Below are 17,647 nucleotides of genomic sequence, written 5' to 3'. Positions count from 1 at the left end.
AATTAAAATAAAGATATTGAAAAATAAAGTTTATCATTGTATATTTAGGAATGAATCAATTATATTTTCGGTTAAAATTATGAATAATGATTTAAAATATAATATATTAATAGTATTTATATCAATAGTAATAAATTTTGCTTTAACGTTCATAGTATTATTGTTTAAAATACCATTTTTATTTTTAGATTCAGTAGGGACTATTTTATCAGCTGTTATTTTAGGACCTATTTATGGTGCTATTGTTGGTATATTAACAAATCTTATAATATCAATCTTTATAAGCTATTCGCATTTAAATTTTGCAATAGTAAATGCATTAATAGGCATAATATCTCCTTTGATAGGAACTCCAATATCTATAATTTTATCTGACGGATTTACAGGTACAACAATAGACAGTTTTATAAGCCTTTTAAATGAAAATGGTTTTGGATTCTTTCAGGCATCTTTCTTAATGAGATTATTAACAAATATAATTGATAAAGTATTATCATGTATTATTGTATATGCAGCAATAAGAAATATTATTCTATTTCAAAAAAATGAATGTATAAATAATTTAAATACAAATGAGAATAACAATGAAAATTAATTAATGTATTAAGAGGTTAATAAATATGATTTTCGACGCTCATTCTGATATATGGACTGATGTTGCTGTAAAAACTTTCAAAGGCGAAAATAATATTATAAAAAAGTATCATTATGATAATATGATAAAGGGAAAAATAGGCGGCTCTATATTTGTAATATGGACTGAACCTAAAAATTATGATAGAGCATTGGAAAGAGTAAGAGAAATTCAAAACTCTATAAATAAAGAACTTGAATATATTAATGATATTATATTAATAGCAAAAAACTATGATGATATTCTAAAGGCACAAAAAGAAAATAAATTATATATATTCATAGGATTTGAAGGGCTTATATCTATAGATGATAATATTGATTTGATAGATGAATATTATGATTATGGAGCAAGACATGCCAGTCTTACTTGGAATGAAGAAAATAAATTAGCTACAGGAGTAAGAGGAGATTCAAACAGAGGATTAACTCATTTAGGAAAAAAAGCTATTAAAAAAATGCAGGATAAAGGCATGATAGTTGATGTATCGCATCTTAATGACAAATCTTTCTTTGATGTTATAGATATTACCACCTCGCCTATTATAGCTTCTCATTCTAATTCTAGAGTATTATGCAATAGTATGAGAAATCTTACAGATGAACAATTAAAAGCCATAAGAGATGTTAATGGTGTTATAGGATTTAATTCATATAAAGGCTTCATTGATGAAAACAAAGAAAAACAGAATATAAACAGAGGTATAGAGCATATAAAATACATAGCCGATAAAATAGGCATAGATCATATAGGAATTGGTTTTGATTATAATGAATATTTTGAAGATGAGGAAGTTCCTCCTGCTGTAAAAGGCATTAGAAAATGCCTCCAAATCTTATGATATTATAATCAAATTAAAAGAATCTGGTTTCAATAGCGAAGAAATAGAAAAGATTGAATATAAAAATTTCCATAGAATAATAAAAGAAATAGTAAAATAATTATTTAATAATTGATATTTTTCATTTTTATTGTATCATATAAAAGTAAATATTTTTTACATTCTATACGGAGATATTATGAAAAAATATCAGAATTTACTTTCAAATAATATTAATTTTATTATATCAATATCATTATTAGCATTTTCAAGCTTAATATTTTGGATGATATCTTTTAAATTGATTTCTATTATTATATTTATATTTTTATTATTAGTTTTATTTTATACTTTGCAAGAGAAACTGGAAATCTATATTAAAACAATAAAAATTAATAAAACCAATAAAAAAGAAGGATCTGAAAAAAAAGAACCTGTAAATAATAAAACAAATGCTGAAAATAATGAAACAAACAGCTTCGATAAAAACATTCAAAATAAAATATACAAAATAAATGATTCTGATTTTGTACTCATTATAAATGATGTGCTATTTAAACTTAATTTTATTTTAGAAAAAACATGTAATAATAAATCATATAAAAGAACATACAACTCTATAATTGACTATTACATACCAACAATAGAAAAATTTATAAGCAGATATATAGAATTAGATGAAGCATATATGGAAGACAGCAAAAAGCAAAAAATAAAAAGAGATATAAAGAATTCTATATGCATTATAAATTTGGGATTTCAAAAAATGATTAATGAATTTAATACTGATTCTTTGATTGATATTTACAGTGATATAGATGTACTAAGAGCCATTTTAATAAGAGACGGTTTAATAAGTGAAAAAGATTTTCCAAAAATTACTTATGAGATTTAAAACATATAAATAAAATTCTTTCTCTATACAAAATTTCATAAACGCACGTTAAGTATATTTTATTAATATAGAAAAATTAAAATTAATAAATAATATTATAATATAAATACGTATACCGTGCGGTAAAAAGATAATAATGCTAATAAAAACTAGGGCAGGAATTTTTAATTTCTGTGTATACTGAAAATTTTTAAGTTTGTCAATCGATGCACTTTATATAGAATTATCAACTTTTTTGCCGCACAAAAAAGTTGCAAAAAACGCAACTGCTAGAACTTTATATCAAAAACATTCCTATTAAATATAGGATATACCCTAAAAATGCAGTCTTTCGCGAAGCGTATCCGAGCCTGTTGAGGATATAGCTTCCTTTGGGTTACCACCAAGTAGGTGCCTTGCCTACGGCACGCAGAGCGTCGGCAAAAGAAGTGGGGTGTTGCACGCTATGTACTTCGTAAGGGCAAAGCCCTGCATATATTTAAAATTTAAAAAAATTATTTTTGACAAAATATAGTTGTTTAGGTATATATAATTATATTTTTTTACTTCTTAATTATTATTTTATAATCATAACAAATAAAAAATTAATACATAAACATAGCATCGCCGTAAGAAAAAAATCTATAATTATTTTCTACTGCTGTTTTATAGGCGTTCATTATATTATCATAGCCTGCAAAAGCACTAACCATAGCAAGCAATGTAGAATGAGGTGTGTGAAAATTAGTAATTAAAGCATCAACGCATTTAAACTTATAAGGCGGATAAATAAATATATCAGTAGAGCCTTCCATTCTTTTAAAATCATAATTATCATATTCGCTTTCTAATACTCTTGCAACAGTAGTTCCGCATGACACAACTCTCCTACCCTCTTTCTTGGCATTGATTATTATATCATAACTTTCTTTTGGTATTATAAATTTCTCTTCATGCATAACATGATTACGTAAATCATCTTCTTTTAAAGGATTAAAAGTTGAAAAGCCTACATGAAGTGTAACATAACAAACAGTAATTCCCATAGACTTTATTTTCTCTAAAAGCTCTTTAGTAAAATGAAGCCCTGATGTAGGAGAAGCAATACTTCCTTCATTTTTGGCATATACATTCTGATAAAATTCTTTGTCTTTATCATTGTATTCTTCTTCGCCTTTTTTCTTTCTGCTTTGAATAATATATGGAGGAAGCGGAACTTTTCCTATACTATCTAAAATTTCACTTGTTAATGGTTTTGAAAATTTTATTATTTTAGTTGATATATTATCTTTTTCTATTAATGCCTCAATATCTCCAACATTTTCTAAATGAGAATAATTCAAATATAATATATCTTTTTCTTTTATATTCTTACCTTTTATTAAACATTCCCAAGTACTTTCATCATTGTCAACTTTATTAAGAAGAAGGATCTCTGAATTTCCGCCTGTATTTTTTTTAGCGTATATTCTAGCTGGTATTACCTTACTATCATTCAATACCAAAATATCATCTTTATTAAGATAATTAATTATATCTGAAAATATTTTATGCTCTAGTTTTCCTGTATCTTTATTTAAAATCATTAACTTACAATGATCTCTCTCGTAATTTGGAGTTGTAGCTATTAAATTTTCAGGTAAATAAAAATTATAAGTTTCTTTATTTAAATAATCTATCATAACTTTTTATCACTTTTTTGTAATTTAGAATGTTACTATTATCTTTCTTTGTCTTAAAAATTTTGTAAGACTTTTTTTAGTTGAAGAACTAGATTTTACTATAGCATATTCATCATTAATCTTTGTTATAATAATACCTTTTCTTTTAGCCTCATAAATTATTTCTTCTAATTTATTGGCATCTTTTATTATAACAAGAGTAACATTATCATATACATAAGAAATAATTCCTCTCTCATACCATCTCTTTATGCTAGTTTCTATATGCTTTGGAATCTCTACATTATTATCTAATAATATATTTTTTAATACTACCAAAAATTTATCAAAACAATATTCTGACTCTTCATCGCTTATAATTGTTTTTCCTTTTAATACGCTTTCTTCAGTCATAGTATAAGTATAAACCGTTTCCTGCTTATCAAGTTCAAAATATAAATTGCACATATAAATAAAATTATTAGAAAACAAATAATGATTTATCAATGTAAGTTCAAAATTTCCATTAATGAATGACTTTCTGAAATTATTTTCTTCTGTATAAGTATTTATATTTCTGATTGCAAGTACAGCATTCTCATAAAAAGAAACTTCAGCAATTCCTAAAATAAACATAGAATAAATAATATTATTATATGTTTCAGCTGTTATAGAAAGATTATATTTTTCTTTCAATTTCATAAATAACACTGATTTTGATATGCTTTCATTTTCTATAATAGAAAAAATATGCTTATAATAATCTGAATAATTTTTATAAACAATCTTTGTTATAGAATCCATTCTCTCTTCTATAGAAGATGAAAGATATTTTTTTATATTATCATATTCCAATGATATAAAATTTTTATTATCTAATTTAATTAAATCTAATTTCAAACATATATTTATTATAGTAGAAGATTCTAAATTATTAGTTAAAAAATTTATATTAATATCATCAGTAGATAATTTCTGAACATCGCATTCATATATAAAAGTTTCAATATCATTCAATATATTAAAATGATTATAAATAAAAACCGAACTCTCAATATTTTCTTTTAAACTCTTCTCTAAATTCTCTACAACATTTTTATTATTTACAGCCACATAAACTTTAAGATCATTTTGATGAAAATAAACAGAAAGAATATTAGATTTACATAAAGTGAATAATTCATCATCATCTATTTTTGCTTTATTATATTCTACAATATTACCATTTTCATATATATTAATAATTTTATGAAGATATTTTTTATAAGCATTAGCAGTATATGCGGCATCTACATAATAAGGAATTTTAATATCATCTTTTAAAATTATACTTTCTATTATTGATTTTACATTCGGCAAAAAATACAAAGTATCGTCATGAGAGTTCAATCTTCTTCTTTTTATTTTTAAATATAAAAGCCCTGATTTTTTTATTTCATTTATATAATCAAAAAATGCCGGTACTTGCTTCTGACTATACTTAAGTGAATATGCTATATCTATAGAATTTAATTCTTTACTTTCATTTTTAAGAACATAAAGAACTATATCTTTGGCTTCTTTAGATAAAGCATAAAATTTAAAAGAGACTAATGAAACATTTGAAGACTTAATATCTAAATCTTCTATATTTTTAGCTTTCCAAATTTTGAATAATTCTTTTAAAGTATCTTTAGAAATTTGATCATACATATTTTTATCTTTACTTTTATTTAATTATAAAATATTTGAAGAAGCCTTGTTCCACATCATCAGGTCTTTTTGATTGTATCCAAGCAATCATAGGCTGACCTTTTATATGTCTGTAAGGAACTAGTCCCCACATTCTGCTGTCGCAGCTTTGATCTCTATTATCTCCCATTACAAAGAAATAATCTTCAGGCACATTGTATATATATTCATCCGGCCTGTCTTTAGTATTAGGAACATATATATTCATCCAATACCATAATTTAATATCATCGCTTACCACTTTATCATTAATATACACTTCAAAAGAACTAAGATCATTATAATAGTCGGATCTGTCAACTAACTTTTTAAATATTATAACATCGCCTTTTTTAGGTACATATATAGGGCCGTAAATATCTATAATAGGTACAAATTCTCTGTCATCGCCATAGAAGAAATAGCCCCATTTATCTTCTATTTCATTTCCGTTTATAATTATTTTCTTATTTCTAATCTCTACAGTTTCACCGGCAGTAGCAATAACACGCTTTACAAATTCCTTTCTAGGGTCTAAATCCACAGTTTTGAGCCCTAAAAATAAAGGAACTGGTGCCATATGGGTTCCGCCTGTGAGTTTCTCTCCCAAAAAATCAGCAAAAAGGAATCTAGGATCCCAAGTAAAAGGAGTAAGAGCAAATATCATAACAGGAAGTTTGAGCATCTGAACTAAAGGTGAAGGCTCATAATAAGGCATAGCAGATTCGCATCCGAAAGAAGCAGAAGGAGGTGCTCTGAATACAACTAAATCACCCCTTTGAGGAGATTTAATTTTTGGAAGTCTGTAACCTAAAAGCCCGTCTGTAAATGGAAGTTTTACTCCGTATACAAATCTATTTGCAAAAAGCCTATCTCCAGGCATTATTATAGGTATCATAGAACCTGTAGGAATTTGATAATTCTGTATTAAAAATGTATTTATAAGAAGCACTATTACTATAGCGTATAATATCTCTTTTAATGTATGTTTAAAATTACGGCATTCGCCTATTATTGTTTCAGTAATATTTTTTATAGGATTCTCCATTAATTTAACCCCTTCCAATAATAAATATTGATGTAAAAGTATATAATAAAACTATTAAAATAGCAATTATAATTTACAACTATATTTATAAATTATTTAATTGATAAACATTAATCTTTTTATTTACAAAAACTAAATAGGTTATATAATATACAAACAAAATATTTATCTAAATGGAAATAATATTGAAGAAAATATTCACACTATTTTCACTAATAATATTTAGTATAACATTGTCATCATGTGCTGCCAAAGTACATTTAATAAATGATACTTTTTATGGACAGAAAATGTATCAAACAGATTACATTTCTGCAAGTTATTGGAGCGGCACTGTAAAATTTAGATTAAAAAGTGTAGTTGGTTCAAACAATGTAATATTAGAAGCACAATACGTTGCTAATAGTTCGTTTAATATATCAGAAACTAGTAAAATTGTATTGAAATTTGAAGATGATACATATTTAATTCTACACTATACATCTTTTATGCCAAAAACAGAAAACGAAATAATATACGGAACTTCTATATATTTTATGGATACCGCTTATGTAGATAGAAGTTACAGTATAAATGCTGAGAACAGTATAAAAGAAATGAAAGTTTTAACTGATATAAGAGTAGAAACTGCTGATGGATTCAAAAATTTTAAAGTAAAAAAAGATGCCGCAAATGATTTGATTAGACTTTATAATGAAATGCAGGATTTATTATCAAAAAATCAATAATATTATAGTAGATATTCAATATAATTATTTTTATAAAAATACCAAAAAATTATATAAATCATATTGACAAATATCAAAATAGCTATATATTACATCTCGTTTTTATTAATTAGACCGAATTTATACTTTGATTTACTAATATAACAGAGATTATACTATGAATACCAATTCAATAAAATTTAATAACGGTAAAAAAACTCTTTTCGGAAATTTTGATTTTTATAAACTATGCATATCAATTGCAGTGCCTGTAATGCTTCAGCAGCTTACAATGGGTATGGTATCTTTAATAGATAACTTTATGGTTGCAGAACTCGGAGATATAAAAATGGCTGCTGTAAATGTATCTAATCAGTTAAACTTCATATATTTAGTAATACTTAATACCTGTTATGGTGCAGGCGGAATATATATGGCTCAAAATAATGGGGCTGATAATAAAGAAGGTATGCAGCAGGCTTTCAGATTTAAAGTAATACTTCCGCTTGTTATTTCTATTTCCTATATGATATTAATGCTTGTTAATCCTGAAATATTTATGAGATTAATGACCAGAGGAAATGCCTCTCAGGAAGAAATACTATTATCAAGTACAAAATATATGAGTATAATAGCATTCACATTTATACCAATATCAATATCCGGTGCTATAGGTACTTCATACAGAGAAATAGGAAAACCGCATATTCCTCTTATAATATCTGTTATAGCCACATTCTGTAATACTATAGGAAATTACATACTTATATATGGAAATTTCGGAGCTCCAAGACTTGAGGAAAAAGGTGCTGCCATTGCAACATTAATAGCTAGAATAATAGAAATGATTTTATTTATAGTGTATATAAAACTTCATAAAGAGAAATTTTATGTAAGAACTAGAGAAATACTTAAAGTAAAATTAAATGTATTTTATTCAATGCTAAAAAAATCAAGTTTAATATTTTTGAGCGAAATAAGCTGGGGATTAAGCGAAATGTTTATGACAGCTTTATATAATAGCAGAGGTGGAGCTGAAACAGTTGCAGGTATGGCTTCAGGATTTACTATAGCTAATATATTCTATTTGGTTTTTCAGGGTATATTTGTATCTACTATGGTAGTTGTTGGAGGAACTCTTGGACGCGGAGAATTAGATGATGCAAGAAATAAGGCAAGATGGATATTAAATGGATCCGTTATAGCAGGTTTAGTGGTTGGTTTAGTGCAAATGTCATCTACCCTACTAATACCTTTTATATTCTCAAAACTTACTATAGATGCCCAAGCAATAACAAGAAATTTAGTAATACTTATAGCCTGTTATATGCCTGTATGGACATATATTAATGCTCAATTTGCAGTTTCAAGGGCTGGCGGAGATACTGTATTTGGATTTGCTGTTGATGTGCCTGTATCATTGCTTATGTTTGCCCCTTTAGCTTTGATATTAGCTAAATTTACCGCTGTTGGTCCTGTAGCTATGTTCGGTATAGCCAAATTAACAGATTTTGCTAAAATTACCGTTGGTGTTATAATGCTTAAAAAAGAAAGATGGGTTAGAAAACTTACAGAATAATATAATTTATGTTTAATATGTAAGCCAATAAAAAAAATATATCTTATTTCTTAACAATATGAATAATTATTCAAATACAAAAATTATTATAAGTAAGTAAATACTTAATAAACTAATTCCGATTATATAAACGGTATTTTATTTTTTGTTAATTTTATTTTTCTGCTTTTAATATATTAAAATTAACTTATAATAGTATTATATATAATTTGATTGATTACAGAGGATTTATGGATTACAATTTTTCTCTTATAACATTAGAATTAGGAATTCCTGTTATAGCAACTATTATATCAATAGTTGGTATAATATTATATGCTTATATATATTTTCAATTATATGAAGAAACTCAGGCTATTATATTACTAATAGGTTTTCTATCATTTTTATTTTCAGGATTAGAAACAGCAAATATAATAACTTCTTTGTACAGTCCAAATAATAGTTTGGCACTTAATATGTACAAATTTGAACAATTAGCCTTATCTTTAACCATTATACCATGGATGATGTATATACGAAGCAAATTAACTTTAAGCGAACGTTTTCATTTTGTATTAGATAAATTATATATAACTGTTGCATTTATATTAATACTTTTATTTGCTATAGCCTTATTATATCCTCAGCTTTTCATATCAACAACAGAACCTATGAGTACATTAAATGATGTTATGAAAAATAGTATAAAAAGCCGAGGAGAACTTGGAGCAGTATATATACTTAGAGATTTTGTGTTCACTGTATACTGTTTTGTAATTATATGTTCTTTTATATACGAAATGACTGTAAATAAAAAAGTTAAAGAAAATGTTCTTATATTAGTATTAATGTGTTTAATATCTTTAGCATTCTTTGATGACTTTAATGGAATATCAATATATACAAAATATTCTAGTAATTTCTTATTCTTTAGTCATTCTACATTTACTAGAATAACTTTAGTATATGCCATATTCAATATTATAATGATATATCTATCAGTAAGCAGATTCATTTCAGCAGTATATAAGAAAACAACACAGTATTATGATTTAGAAAGCATTAAGGCTCAAGATTCTATAATTATTAATACTGCTATAAATACAGCTGAAAAATTATCAGAATTAAAAGTAAATTTTTCTGAATCTGTAAATAATTTAGTAAGTAAAGTAGAAAATACCTACTCTACTATTAATAATTTAAAAAATGATATAAACAGAGTTATAGAATATACTAATGAATTTATCACTATAGAAAATTTCCAAATAAATGATGGAAAAATTAATGTAACAAAAATAAATGAATTAATAGAAACATACCCTAATTTGCAGGCTTCTGTAGAGTTACAGAAAAAAACACTCGAAGAATCCAATGTGAAATTACATGATTCAGTAGAAAAAATATACGCTTTACAAGCGCAAAGCAGATATATAGTAACTATGTTTGAAGATTTGCAAAAGAATTTAGAGGTAGAAAAAAATAATTTTATCAAAGAATTCAGCAAATCAGAAACTTTCGGACTATTAAATTTCCAAATAAATAGAATTATATCATTTATGACAAATATGTCAGATAAAACTAAAACTCTCGCAATTAACTCAAGCATACAAGCTTCAAAAGCAGGAGAATGGTATAATAACTTCTCAGTAGTATCAAAAGAGGTTACTGAATTGGTTAGTGAAACATCTCAGGCTACAAATAGGATGCAGGATTTATTATTTCAAATAGAAGATATATTTAAAAAATTTACTTATTCCAGCAATAATATTAATAACAATATGTCTCAGTTATCAGAAGAAATTTCTACGCATTATGATAGAATAAATAAATTTAACATTAATATGGAAAGACAAAATGATTATAATATGAATATCATAAAAAATACTGATAAAATGCATAATTCTATATCAAATATGACTAATATCATTATTAATGAAGAAAATGATTTTTTAAATATTAAAACTAGAATAGAAGAAATTAATGATTATGTAGTTGATATATCAGAAAAAGCATCTGCTGAAAACTCTGAGGTAAAAAATCTTATGAGAGATATGAATAAGCTTTTGGCAACATCTGATGATTTGGAATCTATAACAAATAAACTTAATGAGGAAATGAAAAAATTCTTAGAATATACAAATGATTTAGAAACTAAAGTAGATGAATATTCTAAAGTTATGTAAAAGGAATAGCTATGAATATATTTTCAAATTTAATATATGGATACAATATAACAGTGATTCAGCTGTTAGCACCTATCATTGGTATTTCACTAATGTCTGTTTTTATTATGATATATTTACTATTATCTATAAAAACAAAAAAAGGTATATATATAACTATTTCAGTTACTTTATCATTTATACTTATATACAATATTATATCTCTCATTATAATATTTTTATGTACTTATGGTGCAAATAAAATTAATCCTAATTTATCAATAACTTTACATTTAGCTAATAATATAATAATACTAATTGCTGTGGCTTTAATGCCTATTAACTCTAAAAGTTTTATATCAAGAAATAAAAATCTTATAAATTTAAATAACACTATATTTGCAATTGTAGTTGTACTATCTATAGCATTAATAATAGTTAGTATAATATATCCTAATAGATTTTTTACAGCTACAATTAATTACTATGAATCATCAGAAAACAATTCATATTATATAAAATCTGTTGGATTATTTTATTTAATTAAAAACTATATCATATTATTAGTATTTACAATTATGGTTATATCAACTTTAGCAGATATGATAATAAATTATGATTATAAATCTAATATCATTATGACTATATCAGTAGTTATAGCATTAATATTGATAGTAAGATATTTATATTTAGAGAAGACTATAGAGAATGTTGGTTTTGATAGAATAGGATTTGCTATAGTAATATCATCATCATTCAGATCTATATCTATATTCTCATCCTTTGCTAAAAATGCTTTGGAATCAATAAAGAAAGAAAGCGTATTAAATAATAAATTACATCTAAATCTTAGAACATTGAATAATATAGATAGAATATCTGAACAATTAAATATTATAGATAAAAATTTAATGGATACATCTATGTTCGTTTTTGAAATAGATAAGGAAGCAAAAGATGCTTATAATATAATAAGTTCAAAAATAGACTCTATTTTAGATGCTAATGACAGATTAATGGAAGCTAAAAATAGTAAGAAGAATATTATTAAAGACGGACTAAAATATACAAATACTATATTTACATTCTTTGATAAATATAAATCACAGATGCAGGAACATTTTAGAGTATTAAATCAAACCATATCTAATATGAAAGAATCTGATTTCTCTAATGAACAAATAATGTCATTGAAAAATGATTTGAGACTTATAAAAGAAAGTTTTAAAGAAACTTCAAGTAAATTTTTGAATTCAATAGTAGAATCTGCAAATCAATTCAAAGATGTAAATAGTATCACAGAATCTATATACAATACAATAGAATATATTAAAGCTATTACTAATAAAACTAATCTTTTATCAATAAATGCCGGAATTCAAGCTTCTAAAGCTGGATTTTATGGTAAAAGCTTCTCTGTAGTAGCTAAAGAAATAGGTGCTTTATCATTTGAAATATCTAAAGGTACAGATTTGATAGAAAAAATGCTTACAGATATATTTGCCGGATTGGTTATGATAGAAAATTCTTCATTCTATATCAAAGACAGATGTAAAATAATAGCAAAAGAAATTAATAAAATATCAGATACTATAGATAAATTTATTGAAGAAATGGAAAATAATATAAATACTGATTCTAAAAAATTAAGTCATTTCAAATCTTTAGAGCAGTATAATGATGTAATGTCAAATATATTAGTGAATCAGAATTTGATAGTATTATCTATAAAAGAAAATATATCTGCTATGCTTGAGGTTCAAAATAATCTAAACTCTAAAATAGAATATCAGAACCAAGATGTATATAAAATATTTAATAATTTTAATAATGTTATAAAATCTAAAGATGAGCTTAATGAAATAACTAAGAAGATAGGAAATTATTCTTCATTCTCTCATACTGATATAGAGGCATTATCAAATATTATTAACACACATAGAAAGAAAAGCAGCTTTACATTTGCTCCTATAATAGCTTTATTAAAGAAATCATCAAATGTTTAGTAATATTGATATACTATTAATTGCAATATTAATTTTTGCTTTAATATACGGATTATATAGAGGACTAATATCAATAATTACTCCTGTTATAGCAATAATTATAACATTTATAATAGCGCCTTTAATATATAATCATATGTCTAAATATTTTGATCATTCTCTTATATTAAAAATAATATCATTAATAGCTACCTACTCTATCACAAGGATCATACTTTCAAAAGTAGAAAAAAGTATAAAAGATATTTTAAAAATAATATATCTCTCTTGGGTAGATAGAATAATCGGAGCAGCTGCATTATTATTTATATCGAGTGCTGTTATTTATTTTATAGTTGGTATAATTATAACTTTATCGCCTGAAAATACTCAATTATTTTCACAATCAATTGTATTAAATTATGTATTTGAAGTATTTCATAATGTATTTTCAGCATTTGAAAAAGATAATTATATGGGGCATTTTATATATAATTTCATTGCATAATAAAAAATATTTATTGTATTTTATTAAATCTTATTCAAATACACAAAATACATATAATTGACAATAAATTTTTTTTAATATATCATATAGTAATTATTACAAATTTTATTTAAGGAAGTAAATATATGAAAACAGTAGATGCTAGAGGAATACCTTGCCCAAAACCATTAATTTTAACAAAAACTGCAATAACAAATGCAGCATTAAATGAAGAAATAGAAGTATTAATCGATGATGATGTAGCATTTCATAATATTACAGACTTTTTAAATAATAATGGCATAACATATAAAAACGAAGGTATGAATTTTAAAATTACTAAAAATAAAGATTTATCTTCTAATGATACTAGTAAAGAAAAATCTTCAGGACCTGTTATAGCTGTTGTAGATAAAAAAGTTATGGGACTTGGAAATGATGAATTAGGAGAATTATTATTAAAGGCATTTTTAGGAGCATTAAAAGATGCTAATCCAAAACCTGAAGCATTATATTGCTATAATGGTGGGGTTTATTTGGGTGTTGAAGAGCCTTATAAAACTCTATTACAGGAATTAAGAGATGCTGGAATAAAAATATTTTTCTGCGGCACTTGTGTTAAATTCTATGAATTAAATGATATAAAAGTAGAAGAACAAACTAATATGCTTGGTATTATAGAGGCTATGGGCAATGCTTCTGCTGTTATAAGAGCATAAAAATTAAAAATGCATTATGAAAAATTATTATTTTGATAACTCTACAACAAGTTTTCCAAAGCCTAAAGAAGTTGCAGAAGAAATGCATAATTTCTTAATGAATGTAGGCGGTACTTATGGAAGAGTTAATACTAAAAGAGGAAAAGAAACTACTCAAAAAATAGAAGAATGCAGAGAATTGCTAGCTGAAAATTTTTTGGGGGTAAAAAATGCCTCAAATATAGTATTTACTCCAGGAGCTACAAGATCAATAAACGATATACTTATAGGGTTTGATTTAAATAACTGTAAGGTATTAATATCTACATTAGAACATAATGCAGTAGTAAGACCTATATACAAATTGAGTATAAATAGAAATGTAGAGTACAAAATAATACCCTCTTTAGATGGAGGTATAATAGATATAAATGCTCTTTCTGAAATGATAAAAAAAGAGAAAATATCATTAGTTATCATTAATATGGAAAGCAATATAAGCGGTATTATACAGCCTATTAAAAAAATTAAAGAAACTATAGGCGATATACCGATGCTTGTAGATGCCACTCAATCAGTAGGTATGCATAAGATAAAAACTGATGAATGGAATATAGATTTTATAGCATTCACAGGGCATAAAGGACTTCTAGGTCCAACAGGAACAGGCGGATTTTATGTTAAAAATCCTGAGAAATTAAATCCGGCATATTTTGGAGGCGGTTTTGGTGATGGTTATGAAACGCCTTACAACATACCGGAAATATATGAATCTGGTACTCCAAACACTGTTGGAATAATAGGGCTTTTGGCGGCATTGAAAAATAGGCCTGATTGGAATATAAATATAGATGATATAATAAATACAATAAAAAAAATAGAAGATATGAATAAATATAAAGTTATATGGTCTAAAAATAAAGATACACAAGGATTTTTATTTTCAATAGCAGATATTGATAATAATATAAATATGGCTAATTTTGCTCATAAGCTATATGAAGATTATAATATAGAATGCCGATATGGTTTTCATTGTTCATTTTTAGCCCATAACTTTTATAAAAATGATAATGGTGCTTTACGATTTTCTTTTTCACCTTATACAACAAAAGAAGATTTAGAATATTTAATAAATGTATTAGGAAAGTAATTATGGTAAAAAGTTTTTGTTATTTACAGACTCCAAGAGATTTGATTAAGGCTGAAAAAATTTTATTAGATGCAGGAATAGAAGTTGTTGTACGCCCTGCCCCTGAACCTGTATTTGGGGTATGCAATATGGCTATAGATGTAGAAGATAAAGATAAATTATATATCATATCATTACTTGAAGCTGCCGGTTTGGTAGTAACTATTAAAGATATGGAATAATTTTAAATCATAATTAAATTATTGGGTTATTCCTGTAATCCCGCCCCTTAGGTTTTCTACTGCTTATGTAATTTTTAAATTATATTTCTTTTAAATTTTAATCTGTTATTTTTGCTGCCAACCCAAAATTTAAAAGAAATTATAGCATTCATCACCGCACGTTAAGCAATTTTATATATATAAACAAAACAATAATTTCAATTTCATTAAATATAAGAATCCATTTACCGTGCGTTGAATAAGATAAAAAATATAATAAAATTTGGATGGTAATGCTTTTATAAATTAAACAAAGAAATAATGAAAACATTTATATGTATATATACTGAAATGATTTCATTTTGCCGAGTACTACACATTATATAATTATTATCAACTTTTTTGCCGCACAAAAAAGTAGCTATATCCTCGACAAGCTCGGATACGCTTTGCGAAAACGCAATTGTTAGAACTTTATATTAAAAATATATGTATTAAATGTATGGTATAACCTAAATTTAGACTAAAAATGCAGTTTTTTTGGTTCTTTTATACCAATAAAAGAACTGGGGTATGGGGCAAAGCCCCAGATATAAAAACAAAAATATAAATTTATTTTGACAAAATATAGTTGTTTAGGTATAAATAAAAAACATAAAGGCTTGGATTTAAAATATATTTACTATTAATAATAAAAAATAAGAGCTTACTTTTTATTAAGTAAGCCCTTATTTATGGAAAACTTTTAATAATAGATAGTGTCTTTATTTAGCAATAATTGTACCAACATACATTTTGTCAGTTCTAATACCAGGTTTTATTTCACCATTTATTGAGTATATTTTGTTTCCTATCAATATTAAACCTTCACCGCAAGGAGCATCGAAAGGAACTTCCCCTATTGTCTTCCAAGTATTAGATTCACAATTATAAATTAATATGTTGCTGTTCCAATTAAATTCATAAGGATCAGCACCAAAATATCCTGCTCTGAAATTGGCTAATTCGGCACCCTGTAAATTACCTAAATTATAAACAGCATCATCATAAACAGCTTTATTAAAACCGCCTATAACAAGCATTTCATTTTCATTAAGTTTTACAGATACAGCACCAAGTAAAGATATTCCCTCTCCATTTAAAGCTACATCAGCAACTTTTTCCCAAGTATTATTAGCAAAGTCATATTTGTAGCCGTCAGTATAAGCAGTGGCATCTCCGCCGCTGAATACATATATATTGCCGTTTAATAACTGAGCAACTGCCTGAGTTCTGCTTGCTTCTCCAGGTACAGGAGCTAATTCTTTAGCTTCTTTAGTAGTTAAATCATACTCATAAACTTTATTGCTTCCTTTACCTGCTTGTTTACCAGTAATAATATATAATTTATTATCTTTATAAACAGCTACGCCATTTTGTAATGTGAAAGGTAAATCCCCTATTTTTTCAACATTCAATTTATTATCTTTTAATGTAATGAATAATATATCATCATCAGCTTCAGGGTTTGAAGAACCTCCGATATAGTATATTCCATTTGTAACTGTTACAGAAGCACCATATCCTAACTCATTTTCCCAATTAATATGCTCAACAACTTCTAATACTCCATTTTTATCTTCAAGCATATAAATATCAGAATAAGTTTTTTTAGCTCCGCCATTAAGTACAGATTCTTCAGGAAAGTTAGCACCGCCGCCAACAACTATATATTTGTCAGCTAAAGAACCATATAAAACTCCGGCAGTACCAATGTTTTTTTCCATTCCTGTCTGAGCAGGTAAATGTCCTCCCATTTCCCAAACTATTTTTTTATCAACTTTTGAATCTAATACATTACTATTTGATGAAGAAGTTGAAGTATTACTTGAACAGCTTAAAGCAAATAAACTAAATAAAAATATTAAACAAATTTTTTTCATTTCTATTTCCTTATAATAACTATAC

14 protein-coding genes and 1 pseudogene are annotated in these 17,647 nt (G+C 25.6%); 11 read left to right on the top strand and 4 right to left on the bottom strand.

What is annotated here, in order from left to right:
• Positions 1-79: 79 nt before the first annotated feature.
• From Q0K19_RS01945 to Q0K19_RS01935, 3 genes and pseudogenes are all read left to right on the top strand, one after another.
• Positions 80-595 carry an ECF transporter S component gene (locus Q0K19_RS01945; RefSeq protein WP_297244951.1) on the top strand — a complete coding sequence of 172 codons (516 nt, stop codon included), beginning with the start codon at positions 80-82 and terminating at the stop codon, positions 593-595.
• Between the two features lie 25 nt (positions 596-620).
• Positions 621-1,575: pseudogene (locus tag Q0K19_RS01940) on the top strand (dipeptidase).
• A 78-nt stretch (positions 1,576-1,653) separates the two neighbouring features.
• Complete coding sequence (locus Q0K19_RS01935; protein ID WP_297244950.1) at positions 1,654-2,349, top strand: hypothetical protein; 696 nt, start codon at positions 1,654-1,656, stop codon at positions 2,347-2,349.
• Between the two features lie 584 nt (positions 2,350-2,933).
• On the opposite strand, the gene queA is transcribed toward Q0K19_RS01935, so the two are convergent.
• From queA to lepB, 3 genes are read right to left on the bottom strand one after another with little or no spacing between them, the layout of a single operon-like run.
• Positions 2,934-4,010 carry a tRNA preQ1(34) S-adenosylmethionine ribosyltransferase-isomerase QueA gene (queA, locus tag Q0K19_RS01930; RefSeq protein WP_297244949.1) on the bottom strand — a complete coding sequence of 359 codons (1,077 nt, stop codon included), beginning with the start codon at positions 4,008-4,010 and terminating at the stop codon, positions 2,934-2,936.
• Positions 4,011-4,034: 24 nt separating this feature from the next.
• Positions 4,035-5,681: a hypothetical protein gene (locus Q0K19_RS01925; RefSeq protein ID WP_297244948.1), complete on the bottom strand. Its 1,647-nt coding sequence runs from the start codon at positions 5,679-5,681 to the stop codon at positions 4,035-4,037.
• A 16-nt stretch (positions 5,682-5,697) separates the two neighbouring features.
• Positions 5,698-6,747, bottom strand: coding sequence for a signal peptidase I (lepB, locus tag Q0K19_RS01920; RefSeq protein ID WP_297244947.1), 1,050 nt, complete (start codon positions 6,745-6,747; stop codon positions 5,698-5,700).
• Positions 6,748-6,932: 185 nt separating this feature from the next.
• Here lepB and Q0K19_RS01915 point away from each other — a divergent pair, with 185 nt between their 5' ends.
• The 8 genes from Q0K19_RS01915 to Q0K19_RS01880 all read left to right on the top strand — a co-directional run bounded on the left by Q0K19_RS01915 (position 6,933) and on the right by Q0K19_RS01880 (position 15,721).
• The gene (locus Q0K19_RS01915) at positions 6,933-7,475 is read left to right on the top strand and encodes a hypothetical protein (RefSeq protein ID WP_297244946.1); all 543 of its coding nucleotides are present in this window, start codon (positions 6,933-6,935) and stop codon (positions 7,473-7,475) included.
• Positions 7,476-7,632: 157 nt separating this feature from the next.
• Complete coding sequence (locus Q0K19_RS01910; protein WP_297244945.1) at positions 7,633-9,033, top strand: MATE family efflux transporter; 1,401 nt, start codon at positions 7,633-7,635, stop codon at positions 9,031-9,033.
• 230 nt (positions 9,034-9,263) lie between these two features.
• The gene (locus Q0K19_RS01905) at positions 9,264-11,198 is read left to right on the top strand and encodes a methyl-accepting chemotaxis protein (RefSeq protein WP_297244944.1); all 1,935 of its coding nucleotides are present in this window, start codon (positions 9,264-9,266) and stop codon (positions 11,196-11,198) included.
• A gap of 11 nt (positions 11,199-11,209) precedes the next feature.
• Positions 11,210-13,183 (top strand): methyl-accepting chemotaxis protein, encoded by a 1,974-nt coding sequence (locus Q0K19_RS01900; RefSeq protein WP_297244943.1) that lies wholly within the window; start codon positions 11,210-11,212, stop codon positions 13,181-13,183.
• Complete coding sequence (locus Q0K19_RS01895; RefSeq protein WP_297244942.1) at positions 13,176-13,670, top strand: CvpA family protein; 495 nt, start codon at positions 13,176-13,178, stop codon at positions 13,668-13,670. The genes Q0K19_RS01900 and Q0K19_RS01895 overlap by 8 nt, the downstream gene beginning before the upstream one ends.
• 125 nt (positions 13,671-13,795) lie before the next feature.
• Positions 13,796-14,368, top strand: coding sequence for a sulfurtransferase-like selenium metabolism protein YedF (gene yedF / locus Q0K19_RS01890; protein WP_297244941.1), 573 nt, complete (start codon positions 13,796-13,798; stop codon positions 14,366-14,368).
• 16 nt (positions 14,369-14,384) lie between these two features.
• Positions 14,385-15,500, top strand: coding sequence for an aminotransferase class V-fold PLP-dependent enzyme (locus tag Q0K19_RS01885; protein WP_297244940.1), 1,116 nt, complete (start codon positions 14,385-14,387; stop codon positions 15,498-15,500).
• A gap of 2 nt (positions 15,501-15,502) precedes the next feature.
• Entirely contained in the window at positions 15,503-15,721 is a 219-nt protein-coding gene (locus Q0K19_RS01880) for a putative Se/S carrier-like protein (protein WP_297244939.1), read from the top strand.
• Between the two features lie 743 nt (positions 15,722-16,464).
• On the opposite strand, the gene Q0K19_RS01875 is transcribed toward Q0K19_RS01880, so the two are convergent.
• Positions 16,465-17,622, bottom strand: coding sequence for a cyclically-permuted mutarotase family protein (locus Q0K19_RS01875; protein ID WP_297244938.1), 1,158 nt, complete (start codon positions 17,620-17,622; stop codon positions 16,465-16,467).
• Positions 17,623-17,647 lie beyond the last annotated feature (25 nt).

It is taken from the genome of uncultured Brachyspira sp. (assembly GCF_944393015.1).
In the GTDB taxonomy this organism is placed as follows: Bacteria; Spirochaetota; Brachyspiria; order Brachyspirales; family Brachyspiraceae; genus Brachyspira.
Note: the sequence above shows the minus strand (reverse complement) of the source record. Positions and strands in the feature narration are given on the sequence as shown.

Excerpts from the sequence above, each read along its gene's own strand:
- Q0K19_RS01910 (WP_297244945.1), top strand. The coding sequence starts at position 7,633 with ATGAATACCAATTCAATAAAATTTAATAACGGTAAAAAAACTCTTTTC.
- Q0K19_RS01935 (WP_297244950.1), top strand. The coding sequence starts at position 1,654 with ATGAAAAAATATCAGAATTTACTTTCAAATAATATTAATTTTATTATA.
- Q0K19_RS01895 (WP_297244942.1), top strand. The coding sequence starts at position 13,176 with ATGTTTAGTAATATTGATATACTATTAATTGCAATATTAATTTTTGCT.
- Q0K19_RS01880 (WP_297244939.1), top strand. The coding sequence starts at position 15,503 with ATGGTAAAAAGTTTTTGTTATTTACAGACTCCAAGAGATTTGATTAAG.
- Q0K19_RS01900 (WP_297244943.1), top strand. The coding sequence starts at position 11,210 with ATGAATATATTTTCAAATTTAATATATGGATACAATATAACAGTGATT.
- Q0K19_RS01905 (WP_297244944.1), top strand. The coding sequence starts at position 9,264 with ATGGATTACAATTTTTCTCTTATAACATTAGAATTAGGAATTCCTGTT.
- Q0K19_RS01875 (WP_297244938.1), bottom strand. The coding sequence starts at position 17,622 with ATGAAAAAAATTTGTTTAATATTTTTATTTAGTTTATTTGCTTTAAGC.
- Q0K19_RS01925 (WP_297244948.1), bottom strand. The coding sequence starts at position 5,681 with ATGTATGATCAAATTTCTAAAGATACTTTAAAAGAATTATTCAAAATT.
- lepB (WP_297244947.1), bottom strand. The coding sequence starts at position 6,747 with ATGGAGAATCCTATAAAAAATATTACTGAAACAATAATAGGCGAATGC.
- queA (WP_297244949.1), bottom strand. The coding sequence starts at position 4,010 with ATGATAGATTATTTAAATAAAGAAACTTATAATTTTTATTTACCTGAA.
- yedF (WP_297244941.1), top strand. The coding sequence starts at position 13,796 with ATGAAAACAGTAGATGCTAGAGGAATACCTTGCCCAAAACCATTAATT.
- Q0K19_RS01945 (WP_297244951.1), top strand. The coding sequence starts at position 80 with ATGAATAATGATTTAAAATATAATATATTAATAGTATTTATATCAATA.
- Q0K19_RS01885 (WP_297244940.1), top strand. The coding sequence starts at position 14,385 with ATGAAAAATTATTATTTTGATAACTCTACAACAAGTTTTCCAAAGCCT.